The sequence below is a fragment of the Streptomyces sp. NPDC021115 genome, assembly GCF_044333065.1.
Taxonomy (GTDB): domain Bacteria; phylum Actinomycetota; class Actinomycetes; order Streptomycetales; family Streptomycetaceae; genus Streptomyces.
Genome location: NZ_JBIRQF010000022.1, coordinates 121,868 through 146,571, shown reverse-complemented (window position 1 = coordinate 146,571; position 24,704 = coordinate 121,868). Strand labels below are relative to the sequence as shown.

Annotated in this window: 20 protein-coding genes; 15 read left to right on the top strand and 5 right to left on the bottom strand. The window is 72.6% G+C overall.

Going from position 1 to position 24,704, the window contains the following annotated elements; translation table 11 throughout:
* The coding region (locus ACH4TL_RS39780) for an NADP-dependent malic enzyme (RefSeq protein ID WP_398328125.1) at positions 1–873 on the top strand (873 nt) is incomplete at its 5' end.
* Between the two features lie 254 nt (positions 874–1,127).
* A complete protein-coding gene (locus ACH4TL_RS39775) occupies positions 1,128–1,409 on the top strand; it encodes an HU family DNA-binding protein (protein ID WP_009717479.1) in 282 nt (93 codons plus the stop codon).
* A gap of 400 nt (positions 1,410–1,809) precedes the next feature.
* Here the strand turns inward: ACH4TL_RS39775 and murA are convergent, their stop codons facing one another.
* Positions 1,810–3,153 (bottom strand): UDP-N-acetylglucosamine 1-carboxyvinyltransferase, encoded by a 1,344-nt coding sequence (gene murA / locus ACH4TL_RS39770; RefSeq protein ID WP_398328128.1) that lies wholly within the window; start codon positions 3,151–3,153, stop codon positions 1,810–1,812.
* Between the two features lie 240 nt (positions 3,154–3,393).
* On the opposite strand from murA, the gene ACH4TL_RS39765 reads away from it, so the two are divergent.
* Positions 3,394–3,984 (top strand): YqgE/AlgH family protein, encoded by a 591-nt coding sequence (locus ACH4TL_RS39765; protein WP_398328131.1) that lies wholly within the window; start codon positions 3,394–3,396, stop codon positions 3,982–3,984.
* A gap of 12 nt (positions 3,985–3,996) precedes the next feature.
* On the opposite strand, the gene ACH4TL_RS39760 is transcribed toward ACH4TL_RS39765, so the two are convergent.
* Positions 3,997–4,896 carry a LysR family transcriptional regulator gene (locus tag ACH4TL_RS39760; protein ID WP_398328134.1) on the bottom strand — a complete coding sequence of 300 codons (900 nt, stop codon included), beginning with the start codon at positions 4,894–4,896 and terminating at the stop codon, positions 3,997–3,999.
* 99 nt (positions 4,897–4,995) lie between these two features.
* Here ACH4TL_RS39760 and ACH4TL_RS39755 point away from each other — a divergent pair, with 99 nt between their 5' ends.
* From ACH4TL_RS39755 to ACH4TL_RS39705, 11 genes are all read left to right on the top strand, one after another.
* Positions 4,996–6,174: an MFS transporter gene (locus ACH4TL_RS39755; RefSeq protein ID WP_398328138.1), complete on the top strand. Its 1,179-nt coding sequence runs from the start codon at positions 4,996–4,998 to the stop codon at positions 6,172–6,174.
* A gap of 15 nt (positions 6,175–6,189) precedes the next feature.
* Complete coding sequence (locus tag ACH4TL_RS39750) at positions 6,190–6,486, top strand: DUF3039 domain-containing protein (protein ID WP_079152402.1); 297 nt, start codon at positions 6,190–6,192, stop codon at positions 6,484–6,486.
* Positions 6,487–6,636: 150 nt separating this feature from the next.
* Positions 6,637–7,074 (top strand): hypothetical protein, encoded by a 438-nt coding sequence (locus ACH4TL_RS39745; RefSeq protein ID WP_398328141.1) that lies wholly within the window; start codon positions 6,637–6,639, stop codon positions 7,072–7,074.
* 135 nt (positions 7,075–7,209) lie between these two features.
* A complete protein-coding gene (locus ACH4TL_RS39740) occupies positions 7,210–8,538 on the top strand; it encodes an extracellular solute-binding protein (RefSeq protein WP_398328144.1) in 1,329 nt (442 codons plus the stop codon).
* Positions 8,535–9,512, top strand: coding sequence for a carbohydrate ABC transporter permease (locus ACH4TL_RS39735; protein WP_398328147.1), 978 nt, complete (start codon positions 8,535–8,537; stop codon positions 9,510–9,512). The genes ACH4TL_RS39740 and ACH4TL_RS39735 overlap by 4 nt, the downstream gene beginning before the upstream one ends.
* A complete protein-coding gene (locus ACH4TL_RS39730; RefSeq protein WP_398328150.1) occupies positions 9,509–10,405 on the top strand; it encodes a carbohydrate ABC transporter permease in 897 nt (298 codons plus the stop codon). Before ACH4TL_RS39735 ends, ACH4TL_RS39730 begins: the two co-directional genes overlap by 4 nt.
* Positions 10,406–10,409: 4 nt before the next feature.
* Positions 10,410–12,077, top strand: a complete 1,668-nt coding sequence (locus tag ACH4TL_RS39725) for a beta-N-acetylhexosaminidase (protein WP_398328153.1) — start codon at positions 10,410–10,412, stop codon at positions 12,075–12,077.
* Between the two features lie 275 nt (positions 12,078–12,352).
* Entirely contained in the window at positions 12,353–13,252 is a 900-nt protein-coding gene (locus tag ACH4TL_RS39720; protein ID WP_398328156.1) for an FAD binding domain-containing protein, read from the top strand.
* A complete protein-coding gene (locus tag ACH4TL_RS39715; protein WP_398328159.1) occupies positions 13,249–15,360 on the top strand; it encodes a 2Fe-2S iron-sulfur cluster-binding protein in 2,112 nt (703 codons plus the stop codon). Before ACH4TL_RS39720 ends, ACH4TL_RS39715 begins: the two co-directional genes overlap by 4 nt.
* On the top strand, positions 15,357–17,678 hold the full coding sequence (locus tag ACH4TL_RS39710; RefSeq protein ID WP_398328162.1) for a xanthine dehydrogenase family protein molybdopterin-binding subunit: 2,322 nt from the start codon (positions 15,357–15,359) through the stop codon (positions 17,676–17,678). Before ACH4TL_RS39715 ends, ACH4TL_RS39710 begins: the two co-directional genes overlap by 4 nt.
* Positions 17,679–17,769: 91 nt before the next feature.
* On the top strand, positions 17,770–18,159 hold the full coding sequence (locus ACH4TL_RS39705) for a DUF3592 domain-containing protein (RefSeq protein ID WP_398328165.1): 390 nt from the start codon (positions 17,770–17,772) through the stop codon (positions 18,157–18,159).
* A 16-nt stretch (positions 18,160–18,175) separates the two neighbouring features.
* Here ACH4TL_RS39705 and ACH4TL_RS39700 read toward each other — a convergent pair whose 3' ends face one another.
* Complete coding sequence (locus ACH4TL_RS39700; protein ID WP_398328168.1) at positions 18,176–18,832, bottom strand: DUF4232 domain-containing protein; 657 nt, start codon at positions 18,830–18,832, stop codon at positions 18,176–18,178.
* A 170-nt stretch (positions 18,833–19,002) separates the two neighbouring features.
* On the opposite strand from ACH4TL_RS39700, the gene ACH4TL_RS39695 reads away from it, so the two are divergent.
* The gene (locus ACH4TL_RS39695; RefSeq protein WP_398328171.1) at positions 19,003–19,764 is read left to right on the top strand and encodes an SDR family NAD(P)-dependent oxidoreductase; all 762 of its coding nucleotides are present in this window, start codon (positions 19,003–19,005) and stop codon (positions 19,762–19,764) included.
* Between the two features lies 1 nt (position 19,765).
* On the opposite strand, the gene ACH4TL_RS39690 is transcribed toward ACH4TL_RS39695, so the two are convergent.
* Positions 19,766–20,533 carry a sulfite exporter TauE/SafE family protein gene (locus ACH4TL_RS39690; protein WP_398328174.1) on the bottom strand — a complete coding sequence of 256 codons (768 nt, stop codon included), beginning with the start codon at positions 20,531–20,533 and terminating at the stop codon, positions 19,766–19,768.
* A gap of 121 nt (positions 20,534–20,654) precedes the next feature.
* Positions 20,655–24,653, bottom strand: a complete 3,999-nt coding sequence (locus ACH4TL_RS39685; protein ID WP_398328177.1) for an amino acid adenylation domain-containing protein — start codon at positions 24,651–24,653, stop codon at positions 20,655–20,657.
* Between the last annotated feature and the right edge of the window lie 51 nt (positions 24,654–24,704).

Sequence of the window (24,704 nt, the reverse complement as noted above, 5' to 3'; positions counted from 1 at the left end):
ATCTGCCTGGACACCCAGGACAGTGACGCGATCGTGGAGATCGTCAAGGCGATCGCGCCGGGGTTCGCGGGCATCAACCTGGAGGACATCTCCGCCCCCCGGTGCTTCGAGATCGAGGCGCGGCTGCGGGAGGCGGTGGACATTCCGGTCTTCCACGACGACCAGCACGGCACGGCGATCGTGGTGCTGGCGGCGCTGACCAATGCGCTGCGGGTGGTGGGTAAGAAGATCGAGGATGTGCGGGTGGTGATGTCCGGTGCGGGTGCCGCCGGTACCGCGATCCTGAAGCTGCTGATGGCGGCGGGTGTGCGGCACGCGGTGGTCGCGGACATTCACGGTGTGGTGCATTCGGGTCGTGAGGACCTGGTGTCCGCGGATCCGGATTCGCCGCTGCGGTGGATCGCGGACAACACCAACCCGGAGGGGGCCACGGGCACCCTGCGCGAGGCTGTGCGGGGCGCGGACGTCTTCATCGGGGTCTCGGCCCCGAACGTCCTGTCCGGGGAGGATGTGGCGGCGATGGCGGACGGCGCGATCGTCTTCGCGCTGGCCAACCCGGACCCCGAGGTGGACCCGGCGATCGCCCGGCAGACCGCCGCGGTGGTGGCCACCGGCCGGTCGGACTTCCCGAACCAGATCAACAACGTACTGGTCTTCCCGGGTGTCTTCCGTGGCCTCCTGGACGCCCAGTCCCGTACGGTGAACACCGACATGATGCTGGCCGCGGCGGGTGCGCTCGCGGATGTCGTCCACGACGACGAACTGAATGCCAACTACATCATTCCGAGCGTCTTCAACGACAAGGTCGCTGGAGCGGTCGCCGGAGCCGTGCGTGAGGCGGCTAAGCCTGTGACCGGGACCACTGCGGTCTGAGTCCGGCACGGCGCGTCGCGGCCCTGGGGCTACCTGGGGCGGCCATAGGGTGGCGGGCAGGAAAACGACCGCCACGGCGCTTTTCGTGTGACTCTCCGGGGTTCCGGATTGGCTTTCCCGCCACAGGTGGGGGCAGGATGCGTTCCGGGCGCGAGGGTCTGAACAGCAGACCCGGGTCCGGGGACTGTCCGAGGGCCCTGGCAGCATCGGCTTCGATCTCACGCCTACTGGCAAGATGAACACGGGAGTACAACATGAACCGCAGTGAGCTGGTGGCCGCTCTGTCCGAGCGCGCCGAGGTGACCCGCAAGGACGCCGACGCCGTTCTGGCGGCCCTGGCCGAGGTGACCGGTGAGGTCGTCGCCAAGGGCGACGAGAAGGTCACCATCCCCGGCTTCCTGACCTTCGAGCGCACCCACCGTGCCGCTCGCACCGCGCGCAACCCGCAGACCGGTGAGCCGATCGAGATCCCGGCCGGCTACAGCGTCAAGGTCTCCGCGGGCTCCAAGCTGAAGGAAGCCGCCAAGGGCAAGTAAGCGCCCGGCGACAATCGCCTGGCGAAAGTAGGGGCGGCCACCCGGTGCGGGTGGCCGCCCTTCGCCGTCCCGGGCCCCGTACGCGGCCGCCGCGGCAGGGCTGGGGCCGGGGAGAAGCCCCCCGGCCCGCCTCGGTTCTGCCGTGGCGGCTATGGCGCCATGGGGTGCCTTGGCGCGGGGGCCTGCGGGGCGTCTTTCCCTGTTCGGGGCCGGGTGCTGCGGTCGGGGCGCCCTGCAGGCCGCCCGCGCGGCGGGGCCTCGGCGCGGGCCTGCGGCGGCGGTGCCGGGGCCCGGGGTACCCCCGGGTTTCGGGAAGGGGCGCGGTGGGGGAGAAGCCCCCGGCCCCGCCCTCGCGGCGGCTGCGGAGCCCAAGGGGCCCGGGGACTGGCGAGAGCGTCCGCTACATCGCTTCCGCGCCGCCGGGGAGCTCCACCTTGGCGCCCAGTTCCACGAGCTTGTGCATGAAGTTCTCGTAGCCACGGTTGATCAGGTCGATGCCGTGGACCCGGGACGTGCCCTGGGCGGCGAGGGCGGCGATCAGGTAGGAGAAGCCGCCGCGCAGGTCGGGGATGACCAGGTCGGAGCCCTGGAGGCGGGTGGGTCCTGACACGACCGCCGAGTGGAGGAAGTTCCGCTGGCCGAAGCGGCACGCGGAGCCGCCCAGGCACTCGCGGTAGAGCTGGATGTGCGCGCCCATCTGGTTCAGCGCGGAGGTGAAGCCCAGCCGGGACTCGTAGACCGTCTCGTGGACGATGGAGAGCCCCGAGGCCTGGGTCAGGGCCACGACCAGCGGCTGCTGCCAGTCGGTCTGGAAGCCGGGGTGGACGTCGGTCTCCAGGGCGATGGCGTTGAGCTTGCCGCCCGGGTGCCAGAACCGTATGCCCTCGTCGCCGATGTCGAAGGCGCCACCGACCTTGCGGAAGGTGTTCAGGAAGGTCATCATCTCGCGCTGGCGGGCGCCGCGTACGTAGACGCTGCCCTCGGTCGCCAGGGCGGCGCTCGCCCAGGAGGCGGCCTCCAGGCGGTCCGGGAGGGCGCGGTGGTTGTAGCCGCCGAGTTTGTCGACACCGGTGATCCGGATGGTCCGGTCGGTGTCCATGGAGATGATGGCGCCCATCTTCTGGAGCACACAGATGAGGTCTTCGATCTCCGGTTCGACGGCCGCGTTGGAGAGTTCCGTCACACCCTCGGCGAGCACGGCCGTGAGCAGCACCTGCTCGGTGGAGCCCACCGACGGGTACGGCAGCCGGATCTTCGTACCGCGCAGCCGGTGCGGAGCCTCCAGGTACTGGCCGTCCGCGCGCTTCTCGATCGTCGCGCCGAACTGCCGCAGCACGTCGAAGTGGAAGTCGATCGGCCGGCCGCCGATGTCGCAGCCGCCGAGGCCGGGGATGAAGGCGTGGCCGAGGCGGTGCAGCAGCGGGCCGCAGAAGAGGATCGGGATGCGCGAGGAGCCGGCGTGCGCGTCGATGTCGGCGACGTTGGCGCTCTCCACATGCGTGGGGTCCATCACCAGCTCACCGGACTCGTCGCCGGGGCGCACCGTCACACCGTGCAGCTGGAGCAGCCCGCGCACCACCCGCACATCGCGGATGTCGGGTACGTTGCGCAGCCGACTCGGCGCACTGCCCAGCAGGGCGGCGACCATGGCCTTCGGCACGAGGTTCTTCGCGCCGCGGACATTGATCTCGCCCTCCAGCGGGGTGCCGCCGTGGACGAGCAGGACATCGTTCGAGCGGGTCATCTGGTCTCGCGTTCCTGGGACGGGCAAGGGGCCAAAGGGCAAGAGTAATGCGCGTGGAGGCCGCCCCCGTAAGGCTGTTGCACCCTCGAAATGGATCGGAATGTGTCGCACCACCCTCCGTTCCGCTCCGGGAACCGACCGTCACGTGCGCCGCTCCTGCTGTCGTACGCCCCGACCTGCTCTCATACGGGTCTGGCCTTCCACTCCCCGTCCGGACCGGATATGCGGGATCATGTGGCCATGACCGAGGTGTCCTCCCTCACAGGACGGTTGCTTGTCGCGACACCGGCGCTTGCCGACCCGAATTTCGACCGCGCGGTGGTGCTGCTCCTCGACCACGACGAGGAGGGCTCCCTCGGCGTGGTCCTGAACCGGCCGACCCCGGTGGGCGTCGGGGACATCCTGGAGTCCTGGGCCGAGCTGGCGGGTGAGCCCGGGGTGGTCTTCCAGGGCGGTCCGGTGTCGCTGGACTCGGCGCTGGGCGTGGCCGTGGTGCCGGGGGAGGCGGGCCGGTCCCCGGCGCGCGGCGAGGACGTCGGGCCACTCGGCTGGCGCAGGGTGCACGGGGCGATCGGCCTGGTGGACCTGGAGGCTCCGCCGGAGCTGCTGGCGGCCGCCGTGGGGTCGCTGCGGATCTTCGCGGGGTACGCGGGCTGGGGCCCGGGGCAGCTGGAGGACGAGCTGTCGGACGGCGCGTGGTACGTGGTGGAGTCGGAGCCGGGGGACGTGTCGTCGCCGTCCCCTGAGCGGCTGTGGCGGGCGGTGCTGCGCCGTCAGCGCAGCGAGCTGGCGATGGTCGCGACGTACCCGGACGATCCCTCGCTCAACTAGTTCCCCCGGGCGTTACGCTGTCGGCGCCATCGCGAGGAAACGCTCCGCCAAGGGGTGCGGGCCGCGGGCCGGGACGGCCAGCCGTACGGTGACCGGCGGCGCGTTCTTCAGCCGCAGGAACCGGATGCCGGGGTGGCTGTGGCGCTGTGCCGCGGCCTCCGAGACGACGCCGATGCCATGGCCCGCCGCGACGGCCTCCAGCCACTCGTCGAAGTTGTCAGCGGTGCACGCCAGTTGCGGCCGGTGGTGCTCTGGCCACAGCTCGGGGCGGGTGGTGCCGCTGACCGTGTTCACCACCAGCGGGAACCGGGCCAGTTCGGCCCAGTCCAGCACCCGCCTGCGGGCTACGGCGCCCAGCGTCCCGTCCGCCGCCGTACGGGCCACCGCGGCGACCCGCGCCTCGCGCAGCAGCACCCGGGCGCGTACCTCGTCGCCGAGCGGTGCCTCGCCCCGTACGACCGCGACGTCGCACGCCCCGGCAGCCAGCCCGGCCAGCGGCGCGTCGCGGCGCACCAGGCGCACCCCGGTGCCGGTGGCGGCCTCGAAGGCGCTGGTGAGCGCGGCGCAGCGGTCGGGCAGCAGCGAGGTGAAGCCGAGCCGCAGCACGGCCCGGCCGCCCACCGCGCGCAGCGCGTCGTCCATCCGGGTGAGCAGCGGGCCGAGGTCCGCGTACAGGGCCCTGCCCTCCTCGGTGAGGGCGACGCGGCGGGTGGTGCGCTCCAGCAGCCGCGCGCCGACGGTCTCCTCCAGCGCCCGGACGGTACGGGTCAGCGCGGGCTGGCCGATGCCGAGGCGGTCGGCGGCGTGGGTGAAGTTGCGCTCCTCGGCGACCGCGAGGAAGGCGCGCAGCTGACGCAGCCGGATGGCGCCGATGTCCCGTTCACCGTCTTGTCCACGGCTCCGCTCACTCATGTCGACCGAGCATAGATCGGTTCCGGACGGCATTTCCCCGGCGATCCGGAGAGTGCCTACGTTTCCGGCGTCAGTGTGGTTGAGCAGGGGAGTTGAGCTGTGCGCAAGGTCTGGCTGCTGGCCCTGGGGTCGTTCACCCTGGGCCTCGACGCCTATGTGATGGCGGGGCTGCTGCCCGTCGTCGCGGACGACATCGGGACGACGGTGTCCCTGGCCGGGCAGATGGTGACCGTCTTCACGCTCGCCTACGCGATCTGCGCGCCCCTGGTCGCGGGGCTGCTGCGCGGCGGTCGGCCGCGGCTGGTGCTGCTGGTGGCGCTCGCCGTCTTCACCGCGGGCAACGCGCTGACCGCCCTCGCGCCGTCGCTGGGCGCGCTGCTGGGCGCGCGGGCGGTCGCGGGCGCCGGGGCGGGGGTGTACTCGGCTATGTCCACCGCCGCCGCCTCCGCGCTGGTCCCCGGTGAGCGGCGGGGCAGGGCGCTGGCCGTGGTGATGGGCGGCATGAGTTCGGGCACGGTCCTCGGGGTGCCGCTGGGCGTCCTGCTGGCCGAGCACACCGGGTGGCGGGCCACGATGTGGCTGGTCACCGGCCTCGGCGCGGTGTCGCTGACCGGGCTCGCGGTGCTGCTGCCCGCCGTCCCGGCCGCGCCCGCGGTGTCGTTGCGGGCACGCCTGGGAGCCGTCACCGACCGGGCGGTGGCGCCCGTCGTCCAGGTGTCGTTCCTCGCGGCGGTCGCGAGCCTGGGCCTGTACACGTATCTCGCCCCGGTGCTGGCGTCGGCGGGCGGAGCGCACGAGGTGGCGCCGTACCTGTGGGTCTGGGGCCTCGGCGGGGTGGCGGGCAGCCTGCTGATCGGGCGGCTCGTCGACGCCGCCGAGAAGGCGGGCCGGGTGGCGGCGCTGGTCGGCGTGATCATGGCCGTCATCGCGGCCGCCGAGGCGGCGCTGCCCGTCCTCGCCCCCGTACCGCAGCTCGCCGCGGTGGCGCTGGTGGTGTGGGGCGCCGCGGGCTGGGCGCTCCAGGTCCCGCAGCAGCACCGGCTGCTGGCGGTGAAGGAGCGCGGCACCGTCGCGCCGGCCCTCAACAACTCGGCGCTGTACCTGGGCAGCGCGGTCGGCTCGGCGCTGGGCGGCGCCGCGCTCTCGGCGGGGCTGTCCGGGGCCGTGCTGCCCTGGGCGGCGGCCGGGGTCGCGGCGCTGGGTCTGGCCAGGCATATGGCGGCGGTCCGGCCCCGGCGGGCCGCCGGGGCGCACACCGGCTGCACGTCGCGGGCATGAGTACCCTAGGGCTGTATGAGCACTCTTGAGCCCGAGCGCGGGGCAGGCACGGGGACCCTCGTTGAGCCGACACCTCAGGTGTCGCACGGTGACGGCGACCACGAGCGCTATGCCCACTATGTACAGAAGGAAAAGATCATGGAGAGCGCGCTCTCCGGATCTCCCGTCGTCGCACTGTGCGGCAAGGTCTGGGTCCCGGGCCGTGACCCGAAGAAGTACCCGGTGTGTCCCATGTGCAAGGAGATCTTCGAGGGCATGGGCGCCGGTGGCGACAAGGACAAGGACGGCAAGGGCGGCGACGGCAAGAAGTAGTCCGCCCGCCTGCCCGGCCGCGCCGGAGCTTCGCGTGGACGGCACGTCCGACCCGCGGCCCGCGATGGGGCCGCGGGTCGGACGTGCCGTGCTGTCCGGCTCCGTTCGGCCCCGTGTCGCGCGGCGGGTGATCCCAGTAGGGTCGCCCCCATGAGCGGGCGTACGGAGAACGGGTTAGGGGACGCGGCCGGGGACGAAGGGGCGCCGCGGGCGGCGTATCTGGTGTTCGGCGCGCGCGAGGTCGACGAGCCGGACGCGGAAGGCGCCGGGCTCTACTGCCAGTTCGAGAAGGACTGGGACGCCCAGCTGGAGCAGTGCGGGCGGTTGGCCGGGGAGCGCGGCTACCGGCCCGCGGGCAGCTGTGTGGTGTCGGCCGCGCAGCCGGGTCTGCCGCGGCTGCTGGAGTGGGCGGACGACCCCGGCTGCGAGATCGTCCTCGCGCCGAGTGCCCGCATTCTGGGGCGTATCGAGAAGACCTGGCCGGACTGGGACCAGGTGGTGGAGCGGTTAGCGGCGGCGGGGGCCCGGGTGGAGGCCGTGCCGTATCCCGAGCCCGCCTATCCGGGTGAGAAGCTGACGCATTCGTAACGGGACCCGGGGCCGGGCCAAAGATTGGTCGAGACCTCTTGTCCGGGCTCGAAACGTTCCTTAGCCTGCCGCATATTGTGCTGTGCGAAACACGCGTTGCATGATGTGCAACGCCCTCCCCAAGGGTGCGTTTCCATGAAGCTCTCCAGTCCCCTCCCTCTCTCCCGTCGCGTCGCCTTCCCCGCCGTAGCGCTCGTACTCGCCGGGCTCACCGCCACCGCCTGCGCCCCCTCCACCTCCGACAACAGCGCCACGGAAGACGACAAGAGCGGTAACTTGCGCGTCTGGCTCTTCCAGGAGGTCGACAACAAGCCGAAGCAGCGGGTCGTCGATGACGTCGTGTCCGCCTTCGAGAAGAAGCACGACGGGGTGAAGGTGGACGTCACCTACATACCCGTCGACACCCGGGCGCAGAAGATCAAGGCGGCCTTCAACGACCCCAAGAGCGCTCCCGACGTCATCGAGTACGGGAACACCGACACGGCGGGCTACGTGGAGGACGGCGGACTCGCCAACATCAGCAAGGAGTTCGGCGCCTGGGACGAGACGGTGAACATCGACTCCACCGCCAAGAACTCGGTGACCGTGGGCGGCAAGGTGTACGGCGTGCCGCTTTTCGTCGGCGTACGGGCGCTGTACTACCGCACCGACGTCTTCAAGGACCTCGACCTCAAGCCGCCCACCACCCAGAAGGAACTCATCGCGACCGCGAAGGAGATCCGCCAGCGGCGCCCCGATCTCTACGGCATCTCGGTCGGCGGCGCCTACACCTACGGCGCGCTGCCCTTCGTCTGGGCCAACGGCGGCGAGCTGGCCACCGAGAAGGGCCAGTTCGGCTCCAACGAGTACGAGGCGGCCATCGACGGCGCCGACGCCAAGAAGGGCATCAAGAGCTACACCTCGCTCATCACCGACGCCAACTGCCCGCCCGCCAAGTGCGCCCAGTGGGGCGGCAACGACAGCGTCGCCGCCTTCGCCGCCGGCAAGGCGGGCATGACGATCGGCGGAGACTTCAACCACCAGGCGATCGAGGCGGGGTCGGTCAAGGGCAAGTACGCGGTCGTGCCGCTGCCCGGCGTCAAGGAGGGCAGCATCGCCCCGGCGTTCGCGGGCGGGAACAACCTCGGCGTCCTCAAGAGCAGCACCCACCGCTCGCTCGCCGTCGGCCTGCTGGAGCAGCTGGGCGGGAAGAAGACCCAGGCGAAGCTCTACGACGCGATGGGCTTCCTGCCCACCTTCACCGATGTGCGCGGGGACATCGCCCGGAAGGACCCGTTCGTCAAGCCGTTCGTGAAGACGCTCGACACCAGCTCCACCTTCGTGCCCACCTCGCCCGGCTGGTCGGCCATCGACTCCCAGATGGTGCTGCCGACCATGTTCCAGCAGGTCATCAGCGGCCGTAAGAGCGTCGACGACGCGGCGTCGGAGGCGGCGAAGAAGATGGACGAGGCATTCGGCAAGTGAGCTCGGGGACCATCACCCAGCAGGCCGGGCCGGAAGCGGCCCGGAAGCAAGACCCCGCGCGCGGGACCCGGCGGCGGGCCGGGCGGGGGAGCCGGACGCCCTGGCTCTACCTCGCCCCGGCCCTCGTCGTCCTCGGCGGGCTGCTGATCTATCCCATCTATCAGCTCGGCCTCATCTCGTTCCTGGAGTACACCCAGGCGCAGGTGAGCGGCGGCAAGCCGACCAGCTTCCAGGGCTTCGCCAACTACGCGGAGCTGTTCCGCGACGCCGAGTTCTGGAGCGTCACCCTCACCACCGTCGTCTTCGCCGCCGTCTGCGTCGTCTCCACCCTCGCGGTGGGCTGCGCGCTCGCGGTGCTGCTCACCCGGGTCCGGGCGGTTCCGCGGCTGGCGCTGATGCTGGCCGCGCTCGGCGCCTGGGCCACCCCGGCGGTCACCGGTTCCACGGTCTGGCTGTTCCTGTTCGACCCCGACTACGGGCCCGTCGACCGGGTCCTGACCTGGGTCGGGCTCTCCGGCTTCGATGACTACTCCTGGACGTACGGGCGCTACAGCGCCTTCGCCCTGGTGCTGTTCGAGATCGTCTGGTGTTCGTTCCCGTTCGTGATGGTCACCGTGTACGCGGGCATCAAGGCCATCCCGGCGGAGGTGCTGGAGGCCGCCGCGCTCGACGGCGCCTCCGCCTGGCGGATCTGGCGCCGGATCATGGCCCCGATGCTGCGGCCGATCCTCGTCGTGGTGACGATCCAGTCCATCATCTGGGACTTCAAGGTCTTCACCCAGATCTACGTCATGACGGGCGGTGGCGGCACCGCGGGCCAGAACATGGTGCTCAACGTCTACGCCTATCAGGAGGCGTTCGCGTCCTCGGAGTACGGCCTCGGCTCGGCGATCGGCGTGGTGATGCTGCTGATCCTGCTCGCCGTCACCCTGGTCTATCTGCGGCTGCTGCGGCGGCAGGGAGAAGAACTGTGACCCACCCCAGCGCCGTCACCAGCGCCGTCGCGCCGCGCCGCGCGCGCCTCATCCGCCGCCCCTGGCGGCTCGCAGCCGAGGTCACCGCCCTGGCGGTCGCCGTCGTCGTCGCCTTCCCGCTCTACTGGATGGTGCTGTCGGCCTTCAAACCGGCCGGGGAGATCCGGTCCGCCCACCCCCGGCCGTGGACCTCCGCGCCCTCGCTGGACTCCTTCCGGCGCGTCTTCGAACAGCACGACTTCGGCCGCTACTTCCTCAACAGCCTGCTGGTAGCCGGGGCGGTGGTGATCGCCTCGGGGGTCATCGCCTTCCTCGCCGCGACCGCCGTCACCCGTTTCCGCTTCAAGTTCCGCACCACGCTGCTGGTGATGTTCCTGATCGCCCAGATGGTCCCCGTCGAGGCGCTGACCATCCCGATGTTCTTCCTGATGCGGGACCTGGGCGACGCCGTGCCGGGGGTCGGGCTCAACACCCTGGGCTCGCTGATCCTTCCGCACATCGCCTTCTCGCTGCCGTTCGCCATCTGGATGCTGCGCGGCTTCGTGAAGGCCGTACCCGAATCGCTGGAGGAGGCGGCCTATCTGGACGGCGCCAGCCGCTCCCGCTTCCTGTGGCAGATCCTGTTCCCGCTGGTCCTCCCCGGGCTCGTCGCCACCAGCGTCTTCTCCTTCATCTCCGCCTGGAACGACTTCCTGTTCGCCAAGTCGTTCATCATCAGCGCGACCGAGAACTCCACCCTCCCGATGGCGCTCCTCGTCTTCTTCAAGGACGAGGGCAACGACTGGGGCGGCATCATGGCGGCGTCCACCGTCATGACCATCCCGGTGCTGATCTTCTTCGTACTCGTACAGCGCCGCCTGGTCTCCGGCCTCGGCGGAGCGGTAAAGGACTGACGCGATGCCACAGCAGCCCGTCACCGGCCTCCTGCCCGCCCCGCTGCGGGCCACCCCGACCCCCGGCGGCGGCGAGGGCTACGTACTGACCGAGGACAGCCGGATCGACGCCCGGCCCGGCACCGAGCGCGTCGCCCGCTGGCTGCGCGCCACCGTCGGGGCCGCCACCGGGCTGCCGCTGGCCCCGGACACCGGCGGCGGCAACCACATCGTGCTGGAGCTGGACCCCGCGCTGGGGGAGCGGCTCGGGCCCGAGGGGTACCGCCTCGTCGTCGACGGCCTCGCGGTGGTCCTGCGGGGCGGCGGCGAGCCGGGGCTGTTCTGGGGCGCCCAGACGCTGCGCCAGCTGCTCGGTCCGGACGCCTTCCGGCGCGCGCCGATCGACCCGGAGCGGCGCGAATGGTCGCTGCCCGCGCTCGACGTCGAGGACGCGCCGCGTTTCGCGTGGCGCGGAATGATGCTGGACGTGGCCCGCCACTTCCTCCCCAAGGACGGCGTCCTCGCCTATGTCGACCTGCTGGCCGCCCACAAGCTCAACGTGCTCCATCTCCATCTGACGGACGACCAGGGCTGGCGCCTGGAGGTCCGCCGCTACCCGGAGCTGACCGCGACCGGCGCCTGGCGGACGCGCACCAAGCTCGGCCACCGCGCCTCCCCGCTGTGGGACGAACGCCCGCACGGCGGCTACTACACCCAGGACGACATCCGCGAGATCGTCGCCTACGCGGCGGAACGGCACATCACCGTCGTCCCGGAGATCGACATCCCCGGGCACAGCCAGGCCGCCATCGCCGCCTACCCGGAACTGGGCAACACGGACGTCATCGACACCGCCTCCCTCGGAGTCTGGACCACCTGGGGCATCAACCCGAACGTACTCTCCCCCACCGACACCACGCTCCGCTTCTTCGAGAACGTGCTGGAAGAAGTGCTGGAGTTGTTCCCCGGGAGGTTCGTCCACCTCGGCGGCGACGAATGCCCCAAGGAGCAGTGGAAGGCGTCCCCGGCCGCCCAGGAGCGCATCCGCGAGCTGGGGCTCGCGGACGAGGACCAGCTCCAGAGCTGGTTCATCCGGCACTTCGGCCACTGGCTCGGCGCCCGCGGACGGCGGCTGATCGGCTGGGACGAGATCCTGGAGGGCGGCGCCCCGCACGCCCCGCTGCCCGAAGGCGCCGCCGTCTCCTCCTGGCGCGGCTACGCGGGCGGCATCACCGCGGCCCGGGCCGGTCACGACGTCGTCATGTGCCCCGAACAGCAGGTCTACTTCGACCATCGGCAGGACCCGGGGGCGGACGAGCCGGTCCCCATCGGCTACGTCCGCACGCTGGAGGACGTCTATCGCTTCGAGCCGGTTCCCCCGCAGCTCGACCGGGCCGAGGCGGAGCGCGTGCTGGGCGCGCAGGCCAACGTCTGGACCGAGGTGATGGAGGACCGGCGGCGGGTCGACTACCAGACCTTCCCCCGTCTCGCCGCCTTCGCCGAAGTCGTATGGTCCGCCCTTCCACCGCCGCCCGAGCGGGACTTCGCGGAATTCGAGGGGCGCATGGAAGCACACTACGCCCGTCTGGACGCGCTGGGCGTGAGCTACCGCCCGCCCTCAGGGCCGCGCCCCTGGCAGCGTCGCCCCGGTCTGCTCGGACGTCCGATCGAGGGGGCGCCCCCGATCGTGTGAGCCCACGGCAAGGTGCCCGCCCCCGCGCCCCGCCCCTGGGACGGTGGACGTCCGGCCGTTACGCAAGTTCGTACAAGGGTCCCTGAAACGTGGCAATCCACACCCGACGGAGACGTCACCAGAAACCCGTACCATCCCCCAGGTCAGGGACGGAACCGCGCTTCCTGGACCCTCGCGACGGCGGGCGTGCGAGATGTGCCAGAGTTGCCACGTCCGGGCTGTGAGCACGTACCGTACGGCGCAACAGCCGGGATACCGGGGAAGGGGCAGCTGGCTTGACCACGCACGCACCGCAGGCGGCGCACACGGTGACGTTGCCGGGCTCGCTCGATGAGGCCGTGGCGGCGCTGGCCGCCATGCCCGCCGCCGTGCCCGTCGCCGGCGGCACCGATCTGATGGCCGCGGTCAACTCCGGCCTGCTGCGGCCCGCCGCGCTCGTCGGGCTCGGCCGGATCAGCGAAATCCGCGGCTGGCGCTACCTGGACGGACACGCCCTGCTCGGCGCCGGACTCACCCACGCCCGGATGGGCCGCCCCGACTTCGCGGCGCTCATCCCGGCCCTGGCCGCCGCCGCGCGCGCCGCAGGACCCCCGCAGATCCGCAACGCCGGAACGCTCGGCGGCAACATCGTCAGCGCCGCCCCCACCGGCGACGCGCTGCCCGTGCTCGCCGCCCTGGAGGCCACCCTCGTCATCGCCGGGCCCGAGGGCGCGCGCCGCGAGATCCCGGTCAGCCATCTGCTCGCCGGGGTCGAGATGCTGAGCCCCGGTGAACTCGTCGGATTCGTCCGGGTTCCGCTGCTGCACGCCCCGCAGGCCTTCCTCAAGGCCACCGGGCGCACCGGCCCCGGCCGGGCCACCGCGTCCGTCGCCATCGTCCTCGACCCGGCGCGCCGCGGGGTGCGCTGCGCGGTGGGGGCGGTCGCGCCGATGCCGCTGCGCCCCCTGGAGGCCGAGCGCTGGGTCGCCTCGCTCATCGACTGGGACGGCGACCGCGGCCATCTCGATCCGCAGGTCACCACGGCCTTCGGCGAGTACGTGGCCGCCGCCTGCATCCCCGACCCGCCGCCGCCGGAGGACGGCTCCGAGGCGGCGGCCCTGCCGCCCGCGGCGATCCATCTGAGGCGTACGGTGGCAGCCCTGGCCCGCCGAGCATTGGGGAGGGCACTCGCGTGAGTGACGAACAGCAGCCGCACCGGCCGGACCCGGGGAGCGGGTGGCAGCCGATGCCGCACGGTCCGGAGTACGACGCCGAGTCGACGGCTTTCGTCCAGCTTCCGCCCGACTTCCAGTTCCCGGAACCGGGCGATCCGGCGGCCACCGGCTGGGACCCGCTCGCCGCGCCCGGCACGGGCTACACCCCGCCGCCGGTGCCCGGCGCTCCGTCGCAGGGCGGGCAGTGGCAGCCCACGCAGCCGGGGGGCCACGGCAGCCCGTACGACCACGCGGGGCACTCGGGTCACTCCGGCACCGGGCACTGGACCATGCCCTCCACGGACACCGACGGCTCCGGCGGCTACGCGTACGGCGGCCACCAGGACCCGCACGGCACCCCCCAGTGGCCCGCGCCCGCCGAGGACGCCTCGGGCCACACCGGACATGTGCCGCACACCGGTCACTGGCCGGTGCGCACCGAGGAGCCGATCGACGACTGGCCGCTGCCCGAGGGGCAGTCCCACGGCGAGGGCACTCCGGTGCACACCAGCCAGTGGACGATCCCGGTTGCGGGCGACGACGGTGTGGACGAGACCGGCGAGTACCGGGTCGACGACCACCCCGGCCCGGCGGCCCCGCCGTACGGTGCCCAGCCGGGCCCCGGCGACCCGGCCGACCTCGGCGATCCGCAGGAGACCGCGCAGCTGCGGCTGCCGTTCGGCCGCAACGGGCAGCGGCAGCAGGCCGCCCCGTACCAGCCGCACGCCGATCAGGTCCATACCGACCAGATGGGACACAGCGGTCAGTGGTCCGTCCCGGCCGCCGACGAGACCGGGGAGGACTCCGGCGAGTACGTGGTCGAGGGCCACCCCGGCCCGGCAGCCAGGCCCGGCGCTCCGGCGCGCCGCCCGCTGCGTATCCCCGACGACGACGCGCCGCGCGAGCACTCCGCCCCGGCGACTCCGCCGCACGGCACGCCGCCGCAGGGCACCCCGGCCCACGGCACGCCCGCCCACGGCACGGACGTCCACGGCACCCCGCCGCACGGCACGGACGGCCACGGCTGGCACGGTGCGGCGGCCGGGGACTCCGGTGCGTTCGTCACGGACCGGGAGCTGGACCGGGAGCCCGGCGCCCGGCCCGAAGAGGCCGCCTGGCAGGGCGGGTTCACCGACTCCGGCGAGTTCGCGGTGGACGCCCCGCACCCCGGCGCGCACACCCCGCCGCACGGCACGCCGCCCCACGGCACCCCGCCGCACGGCACCACGGCCCCCGACGGGCCCGAGGCCGACGCCCCCGGCGCGCCCGAGCCCGAGGCCCCGGCCGACGCGCCCGCCGAGGCCGAACGGCCCGCGGCCGAGGACGGGTTCACAGACGCCCCGGAGCAGTCCGCCCCGCCCCAGGCCCCGGCGGACGCCCCCGAGGCCGCTGACGCCCCCGCCGAGCCCCTTCCCGCCCCCACGGACGAGACGGGGACCGCCGGCCAGGACCTGCTGGACCCGGCGCACAGCGAGCACCCCCAGGCGTCGTACGTGCTGCACGTCAACGGCGCCGACCGGCCCGTCACCGACTCCTGGATCGGCGAGTCGCTGCTGTACGTGCTGCGCGAGCGGCTCGGCCTCGCGGGCGCCAAGGACGGCTGCTCGCAGGGCGAGTGTGGCGCGTGCTCGGTCCAGGTCGACGGGCGGCTCGTCGCCTCCTGCCTGGTGCCCGCCGCGACCGCCGCGGGCTCGGAGGTCCGTACGGTCGAGGGCCTCGGCCAGGACGGCCAGCCCTCCGACGTGCAGCGCGCGCTGGCCGAGTGCGGCGCGGTCCAGTGCGGCTTCTGCGTGCCAGGGCTCGCGATGACCGTCCACGACCTGCTGGAGGGCAACCACGCCCCCACCGAGCGGGAGACCCGCCAGGCGATCTGCGGCAACCTGTGCCGCTGCTCCGGCTACCGCGGAGTCGTCGACGCCGTGCGCGAGGTCGTGGCGGGCCGTGAGGCGGCCGACGAGGCGGCGCAGGCGGCGGAGGCCGCCGAGGACGAGGCGGCGGCGCACGACCCGGCCCGCATCCCGCGCCAGGCGGGCCCGCCCGGCACCGGGAATGGCGGCAACGGCAGCGGTATGGGAAGGGCATCGGCATGACCGGAATCGCGGACGGCGCGGGAGCCGTCACCGCAACCCCCTCCGCCGGAACGCCCGTACCCCCGCCGCCCCACATGGGGCTCGGTGTGTCGCTCCAGCCCGCCGACGTGACGGCCAAGGCGTCCGGCACCTTCCCGTACGCGGCCGACCTGTGGGCCGAGGGGCTGCTGTGGGCCGCCGTGCTGCGCTCGCCGCATCCGCACGCCCGCATCGTCTCCATCGACACCTCCCCGGCGGCCGGGATGCCCGGCGTGCACGCCGTGGTGACCCACGCCGACGTCCCCGGGGACGCCTCGCACGGCCGCCGGGTCGCCGACCGGCCGGTGTTCGCCAAGGACCTGGTGCGCCACCACGGCGAGCCGATCGCCGCGGTCGCCGCCGACCACCCGGACACCGCGCGGCTGGCCGCGGCCGCCATCGCCGTCGAGTACGAGGTGCTGGAGCCGGTCACCGACCCCGAGCAGGCGTTCTCCGCCGAACCGCTGCACCCGGACGGCAACCTGGTCCGGCACATCCCGCTGTCCTTCGGCGACCCGGAGGTCATCGGCGAGGTCATCGTCGAGGGCCTGTACCGGATCGGCCGCCAGGACCCCGCGCCCATCGGCGCCGAGGCGGGCCTCGCCGTCCCGCGCCCGGACGGCGGCGTGGAGATCTACACGGCCTCCACCGACCCGCACGCCGACCGCGATCTGGCCGCCGCCTGCTTCGGCCTCGAACCGGAGCGCGTCAAGGTCGTCGTCACCGGCGTCCCCGGCGCCATGGGCGAGCGCGAGGACCCCGGCATGCAGCTGCCGCTCGGGCTGCTCGCGCTGCGCACCGGCCACCCGGTCAAGCTCGCCGCCACCCGCGAGGAGTCGTTCCTCGGCCACGCCCACCGCCACCCCACCCTGCTGCGCTACCGCCACCACGCGGACGCGCAGGGCAAGCTGGTGAAGGTCGAGGCGCAGATCCTGCTGGACGCGGGCGCCTACGCGGACTCCTCGTACGACACCCTGGCCGCCGCCGTGTCCTTCGCCTGCGGCCCGTACGTCGTCCCGCACGCCTTCATCGAGGGCTGGGCGGTCCGCACCAACAACCCGCCGTCGGGCCATGTCCGCGGCGAGGGCGCGATGCAGGTGTGCGCCGCGTACGAGGGCCAGATGGACAAGCTCGCGGCCAAGCTCGGCCTCGACCCGGTCGACCTCCGCATGCGCAACGCCATGGCCACCGGCGATCTGCTGCCCACCGGGCAGACCGTCACCTGCCCGGCGCCGGTCGCCGAGGTGCTCCAGGCCGTCCGCGACGCACCGCTGCCCGACCTCCCCGCCGACGAACCCGAGGAGGACTGGCTGCTGCCCGGCGGCCCCGAGGGCGCGGGCGACCCCGCCGCGGTGCGGCGCGGCGTCGGCTACGCGCTCGGCATGGTGCACATGCTGGGCGCCGAGGGCGCCGACGAGGTGTCCACCGCAACCGTCAAGGTCACAGGGCCGGTCGCCACCGTCATCTGCGCGGCCGTCGAGACCGGCCAGGGCTTCACCACCCTGGCCCGCCAGATCGTGCAGGACGTCCTCGGCATCGAGGAGGTCCACGTCGCCCCCGTCGACACCGACCAGCCCCCGGCCGGACCCGCCTCGCGCGGCCGCCACACCTGGGTCTCGGGCGGTGCGGTCGAGCGCGCCGCCAAGATGGTCCGCACCCAGCTGCTCCAGCCGCTGGCGCACAAGTTCGGCATGTCCACCGAGCTGCTGACCATCGCCGACGGCAAGATCACCTCGTACGACGGCGTCCTCAGCACCACCGTCGAGGAAGCCCTCGAGGGCAAGGAGCTGTGGGCCACCGCCCAGTGCCGCCCCCACCCCACCGAACCGCTCGACGAGACCGGCCAGGGCGACGCCTTCGTCGGCCTCGCCTTCTGCGCGGTACGGGCCGTGGTGGACGTCGACATCGAGATCGGCGCGGTCCGCGTCGTGGAGATGACCGTCGCCCAGGACGTGGGCCGGGTCCTCAACCCGCGCCAGCTCAAGACCCGCATCGAGTCCGGCATCGCCCAGGGCATCGGCGCCGCCCTCACCGAGAACCTGCGCACCTCCCGCGGCGTCATCCGCCACCCCGACCTGACCGGCTACGCCCTCCCGACCGCCGTGGACGTCCCCGACATCCGCATCGTCAAACTGGTCGAGGAGCGCGACGTGGTGGCCCCCTTCGGCGCGAAGGCCGCCAGCGCGATCCCGGTCGTCACCTCCCCGGCCGCGGTGGCCGCCGCCGTACGGGCCGCCACCGGCCGCCCGGTCAACCGCCTCCCCATCCGCCCCCAGGCGGCGGTGGTCAACCGGGCGTAGCGGTTCGCCTGCGACACGAGCAACTGATGGGCCAAGGGGGCGCGTCCTTCACGGTGATCCCCTTGGCCGCGGTTTCGGAAGGTGTCGGCTCGTGCCCCTCCTGCTCATGTCGATCAGCACGGTCTTCCTCCTGGCCATCGCGCTCTGGACCCCCGCCCGGGCGTACTGGCTGAAGCGGACCGGTCGGCAGGCGGAGGCGCGGGTGACCGGGCGGCGGGTGATCGACCGCGGGGAGGACCACCACACCGAACTGACGCTGTCGTTCACCGACCACGACGGGCGCGACCGCGAGTTCGAGACCCGGATGCTGACCACGCGGGCCGCCCCGCCCGTCGGCGCCAGCGTCCCCGTCGGCTATCCCGCCGACCGTCCGGAGGAGGCGCGGATGCTGGCGTACACGTGGCGCGCGACCCGGTCGTATCTGGCGTTCCTGCTGCTGGGCGTGATGTGGATGACGGCGCTGGTGCCGTACGTCCAGTAGCCGTCCCCTCCCGGGCCTACTCCGGCGAGTTGACCGGGCCGACGGAGGTCCCCGGGCGGCTCGCGCCCGACTGGTCCAGCAGCTCGCCGCCGTACGGCCAGTCCAGCGCGAGGTTCCGCTTCTCGTCCGGCGGGGTGATGAGCACCTGGGTCGGCTTGAACTTCCTGTCGTCCTCGCGGGTCGACGCGAGGAACGTGATGTCGAAGGTGGCCCGACCGCCGTCCGCGTCGAGCCGGATGGTCCCCGACTTGTCGTCGGTGCGCTCCAGGTGCCACGTCTCGCCGGTGGCGGCCTTGAATTCGACGCCCGGGAAACCGGCCATGGTGCAGTCGGCCGAGCCGGTGTTCTTCAGCACCACCCGGGCGGTCTGCTGCTCGTCGTACTCCATGTCCGGGCCGCCCTCGAAGGTCGACCACGCGGCCTTCAACTGATCGCCGGCGCACCTGCTCGCCGATGTGGAGCCGCCGGATGCGCCCGTCCTGGCCTCGACGTCCTGGCCGGAGCCGCCCGCCGAGCCGGAGCCGCCGGACGCGCCCTTCGCGGCGGCCGACGGCGTGCTCGCCCTCGCGCCGGTGCCGTCGCCCTGGCAGGCGGTGAGCGAGAGCGCGGCAGTGGCGACCAGCGAGGTGACGGCGACGGTGCGGGCGCGGCGGAGAGCGGTCGTGCGCGACATGGAATCCCCTGGGGTGGTCGAAGCGTGTCCGGGACGCGGAGCGTTCCGCGTCCCGGACAACAACCCTGTCCACCGCCGCTGTTGATCGACTAACCAACCACTAACACCTCAGCCGGCGCGCTTGATTAATCGGTTCCGTCCCGCGGCGCTCGTTTGCTAGTCCTTTCCGTATGCGGGAGACGTTGCACACGGACCATGTCGCGATCGTGACCGGAGCGAACCACGGCATCGGCGCGGCCACCGCCGGAGCGCTCGCCGCGCGCGGCGTCGCGGTGCTCTGCGCCTACCTCGGGCCGGGTGGCGAGGAGGTGGCGGAGGAGATCCGCCGCGCGGGCGGGCGCGCCGAGGCCGTAGAGGCGGACCTGCGGGACCCCGCCGCGCCCGTAACCCTCTTCGATGTCGCCGAGGAACGCCTCGGCCCGGTCGACATCCTGATCAACAACGCCTCGGGATGGGTCCAGGACACCTTCACCCCGGAGGCGGCCGACCACTTCGGGAGGCCGCTCCAGCCCGTCACCGCGGAGACCTGGTCGCGGCAGTTCGCGGTGGACGCGATGGCCCCGGCCCTGCTGATCGGTGAGCTGGCCCGCCGCCACCGGGCGCGGGGCGCCGGGTGGGGACGGATCGTCGGGCTGACCTCCGGCGGGGACCTCGGCTTCCCCAGTGAGGTCTCGTACGGCGCCGCGAAGGCAGCCCAGGTCAACTACACGATGTCCGCCGCCGTGGAACTGGCCGACCTCGGCATCACGGCCAACGTGGTGCATCCGCCGGTGACCGACACCGGCTGGGTGACGGACGAGGTACGGCAGTTCGTCGCGTCGAGCGGCACCCACTTCCACGTCGCGGAACCGGCCGAGGTCGCGGAGACCATCGTCTTCCTGACGTCCGACGCGGCCGCGCTCGTCACCGGCAACACGATCACCCTGCGGTGATTCACCGCAGCACCAGCTGCACGATCGCCGCCGTCCCGACCGTCACGATCAGGGCCCGCAGCGCGGCCGGGCTGAAGCGGCGCCCCACCGCGGCCCCGGTCATCCCGCCGAGGGCGGAGCCGACCGCGATGAGGACGACGGCCGTCCAGTCGAAGTGCGCGGCGAAGAGGAAGAACAGCGCGGCGACCGAGTTCACCACGGCGGCGAGGACGTTCTTGATGCCGTTGAGGCGCTGCATCGGCTCGTCCAGGAGCATGCCCATGAGCGACATGTAGATGATCCCCTGGGCGGCCGCGAAGTACCCGCCGTAGACGCTGGCGAGCGTCAGCCCGAGCAGCAGCAACGGCCCCACGTCCCGCCGGGCCGAACCCTGCGCCGCTTCACGGCGGGCGCGCATCTTCTTCGAGATCAGCGGCTGGAGCACGACCAGGACGAGCGCCAGCCCCACCAGCGTCGGGACGATCCGCTCGAACGCCGTGCTGGGCAGCGTCAACAGCAGTGTCGCACCCCCGAGCCCCCCGACCAGCGCCCCGGCGCTCAGCTTCAGCACCCGCCGCCCCTGCCCCTGGAGCTCCTTGCGGTAGCCGATGGCCCCGCTGATGGAGCCGGGTATGAGGCCGAGCGCGTTGGACACCGTGGCGGTGACGGGCGGCAGCCCGGTGGCGAGCAGCACGGGGAACGTGATCAGCGTCCCGGACCCGACCACGGAGTTGATCCCCCCGGCCCCCACACCCGCCGCGAAGACGGCCACCATCTCCCACGGCGTCACGCCGCCACCTCCTGCTCGCTGCCTGATGGAAGTCTCATGGGCCCGACGCTAGACGGTGATCGCTTCGGTGTCCGCCGAAGCCGGGCCGGGGCGCCCGCCGGGGGCGCCCCGCCCAGGGCGGTCAGGTGTCGAGGGCCCGGGCCACCGTTGGGCCGATCAGGGTCAGGGCCTCCTCGTGGAGCAGGTGGTAGTGGTGGGCCGGGACGCCGTGGGTCTTGACCTCACCGGTGACGTACGGCTGCCAGGCGGCGGGGATGTGCAGGGCGTCGCGCTGGTAGCCGGGTATCTCCTCGTCGGCGGTGAAGAGGAGCAGGTCGCCCTCGAAGCGCGCGGGGGCGAACTTGCGCATCAGCTCCTGGTCGTTGAGGAAGATGTCGAGCAGCGGGAAGGTGTGCTCGCCCTCCAGGAGCCGCTTCGGGAGGCCGGTTTCGCGGCTGAGGTCGTCGATCAGCTGGTCGCCGTCGTCGAGGCCGTCGGGGTGGGCCTCCAGCCAGCCGGGGGCGAAGATGTCGCCGCCGCCGATGTTGTCCAGCAGGACGCCGAGCCACTGGCGCTTGCCCAGGTCGGGGAGGTCGGGCAGGGCCAGGTCGTTGTCGGGGTAGGCGTCGATGACGGTGAGGGTGGCGACCTCTTCGCCCTCGCTCTGGAGCCGGGTGGCCATGGCGTGCGCGATGAGTCCGCCGAAGGACCAGCCGAGCAGGTGGTACGGGCCGCTGGGCTGGACGGTGCGGATCTGGTCCAGGTAGTCGGCGGCCATCTCCTGGACGTTGGCGGGCAGGATGTCGGGCTCGGTCAGGCCGCGCGCCTGGAGGGCGTAGACGGGCTGGTCGGGCGCGAGGTGGCGCAGCAGGCCGGTGTACGACCAGCCGAGGCCGCCGCCGGGGTGGACGCAGAACAGCGGCGGGCGGCCGCCCTCGCCGCGCAGCGGCAGCAGGGTGTCCAGCGGGTGCAGCTGGGACGCGTCGGCGGAGGCGGTGGTGTCGAGGCGGGCCACCAGGCGGGCGACGGTCGGGGCCTCGAACAGGTCCCGCATCGACAGCTCGGTGTCCAGGGCGGTACGGGCCTGGCTGGCCAGCTTGGAGGCGAGCAGGGAGTGGCCGCCGAGCAGGAAGAAGTCGTCGTCGATGGTGACGTCGGGGACGCCCAGCACCTCGCCGAAGAGCGCGCACAGCGTCTCCTCGCGGGGGGTGCGGGGCGCGCGGCCGCCGCGGGCGGCCTCGTGGGAGGGCACGGGCAGCGCGGCCCGGTCCAGCTTGCCGTTGGGGCTCAGCGGCAGCGCGTCGAGCACCATGAACGCGGTGGGCACCATGTGCTCGGGCAGATCGCGGTGCAGCATCTCGCGGGCAGTGGCGACGCACGGCGCGGTCTCGCCCTCGGCGGTCAGGTAGGCCACCAGGCGCTGGTCGCCCGGCTGGTCCTCGCGGACGATCGCCGCGGCCTCCGCGACGTCCGGCAGGGCGCGCAGGGCGGTCTCGACCTCGCCGGTCTCGATGCGGAAGCCGCGCAGCTTGACCTGGTCGTCGGAGCGGCCGAGGTAGGCGACGCCGCCGTCCGGCAGCCGCCGGGCCAGGTCGCCGGTGCGGTACATGCGGGCGCCGGGCGCGCCGAAGAGGTGGCCGTACGGGTCGGGCACGAAGCGTTCGGCGGTCATCGACGAACGGTCGTGGTAGCCGCGGGCGAGCTGCGGCCCGGCGAGGTAGACCTCGCCGACGGCCCCGGCGGGGGCGTGCCGCAGGGCGGAGTCGAGGACGTACAGCCGGGTGTTCCACACCGGCGTGCCGATCGGGACGGGCCCGGTGGCGCCGGGCTCGCAGGTGTGGGCGCTGATGTCGACGGTGGCCTCGGTGGGCCCGTACACGTTGTGCAGCGGTATGCCGGGCAGCAGGGCGTGGAAGCGGTCGGCGGTCGCGCGCGGCAGCGCCTCGCCGCCGCAGAACACCTGGCGCAGGCTGCCCGCGCACTTCTCGGTGACGTCCGGCTCGGCGAGGAACGCGCGGAGCATCGACGGGACGAACTGGAGCGTGGTGATGCGCTCTTCGCGGACGGTGCGCACGAGGTACGCGGGGTCCTTGTGGCCGCCGGGCTGGGCGAGCACCAGGGTGGCGCCGCTGACCAGCGGCCAGAAGAACTCCGCGACCGAGGCGTCGAATCCGGCCGGGGTCTTCTGGAGCAGCCGGTCCTCGGAGGTGAGGGGGTGGCTGCCCTGCATCCATTCCAGGCAGTTGACGATGGCGCGGTGGGGGACCAGGACACCCTTGGGGCGGCCGGTGGAGCCGGAGGTGTAGATGACGTACGCGGGGTGCTCGGGGTCGAGCGTGACCCGCGGCGCGTCGGTGACCTCATCCGAGGTGTCGTCCAGCAGCAGCCGCTCCACCCCATCCGGCCCCTCCGCCGCGGGCAGCTGGTCGGCGTGCTCGGCACGGGTGACGAGGAGCGCGGGCGCGGCGTCGTCGAGCATGAACGCCAGCCGGTCGGCCGGGTAGTCCAGCTCCAGCGGCAGATACGCGGCGCCCGACTTGAGCACCGCCAGCAGGGCGATCACCAGCTCGGGGGAGCGGGGCAGCGCGACGGCGACGGTGCGCTCGGGCCCCGCGCCCCGCGCGGTCAGGCGGCGGGCCAGCCGGTCGGCGGCGCGGTCCAGTTCGGCGTAGCTCAGCCGGGTGCCGTCGAAGACCACGGCCTCGGCGTCCGGCGTGCGGGCGGCCTGCGCCGCGAACAGCGCGGGCAGGGTGGCGCCCGAGGTGGCGTGCGCGGTGTCGTTCCACTCCTCGGCCGCGCGCCGCCGCTCCTCGGCGGTCAGCAGTTCGAGGGCGCCGACGGTGCGCTCCTTGTCGGAGGTGTCGGCGAGGGTGCGCAGGAGTTCCAGATACCGCGAGCGGTGGGCGGCGAGACCGTCGGCGGTGTAGAGGTTGGAGTTCGCGTTGAGGTCGATGCGGATACCACTGCCGTCGGAGCGGTCGTATCCCATGATCGAGAGGTCTTCGACGGTTCCGTTGGACAGGTTGTGCCCGACGACGCGATGGCCGGCGAAGTCGAAATCGTAGTCGTACGTCATGATGTTGACGTGCGGGCCGAGGAAGCCGTTTCCGCCGTCCGGGAGGTGGAGATCCCTGGCCAGGTCGATATGGCGGTAGCGCTGATGGCGCAGTGCCTGCCGGACTTCCCGTGAGACCTGCCGCACCAGATCCCGTATCCGCATATCCGGACGCACCTGGATGCGCAGCGGCACCACATTGGCGAACATCCCCGGAATCCCGCGCAGTGTGGCATCGGTCCGAGCGGTGACCGGCAGCGTCAGAATGATGTCGGATTTACCGGTCAATCGATGCAGATAGGTGGCGGTCGCCGTGATAATCATCGCCGACCAGTGGGTCGCGTATTTCCGCGCGGCGGCCCGCAGCTCGACCGCTTCTTCCTCGGTGAGGTACGCGGTCTCCCGCAGCACGCTGGACAGCTCGTCGCCGGGGCGGCCAGAAAGCCGGGCCGGTTCCGGGGAATCCGCGAAGTGTTCCGTCCAGTACGCGCGGTCCTTGGTGAAATCCTCCGACGCCCGGTATTCCGCGTCCCGGTCGAGCAGTGTCCGAAGTGAACCGAAGGCGTTTTCCCCGGCCGGGGCGGTGCCCTCGATGAGCGCGGTGTAGAGCTCGGCGGTGCGACGGCCCAGCAGGGCGGCGCTGCCCGCGTCCGACACGATGTGGTGGCTGCCCTGGTACCACAGGAAGCATTCGTCGTTCAGCTTCAGCAGGGCGAACGAGAAGAGCGGGTGGTCGTCCAGCTCCAGCTTGGTGGACAGGTCGTGCTTCATCCAGCGGACCGCGGCGGCGTGCGGGTCGGACTCGCCGCTCAGGTCGAGGAACGGGAAGTCCCAGTCGGTCACCGGGTCGAGGACCTGCCAGGGCACCCCGTCGTCCTCGCCGACCCGGACGTTGTACGGCTCGGCTTCCGCGACCGCCTGACGCACGGCCCGCTCGAATATCGCGGTGTCTATCGGGCCTTGGATCTCAAGGTATTCACCGACCTTGAACGTCGTGCTCTCCGGCGGCTCCAGCTGCTGAATGAACCAGATCTCACTCTGGCCGGTCGACAGCGGCAGACGGGTGGCCGGTACGGCGGGCTGCACATTTCCCCCAGACGGAACACAGGATCGCAGGTCGAAACAAAGGGTGCCTGT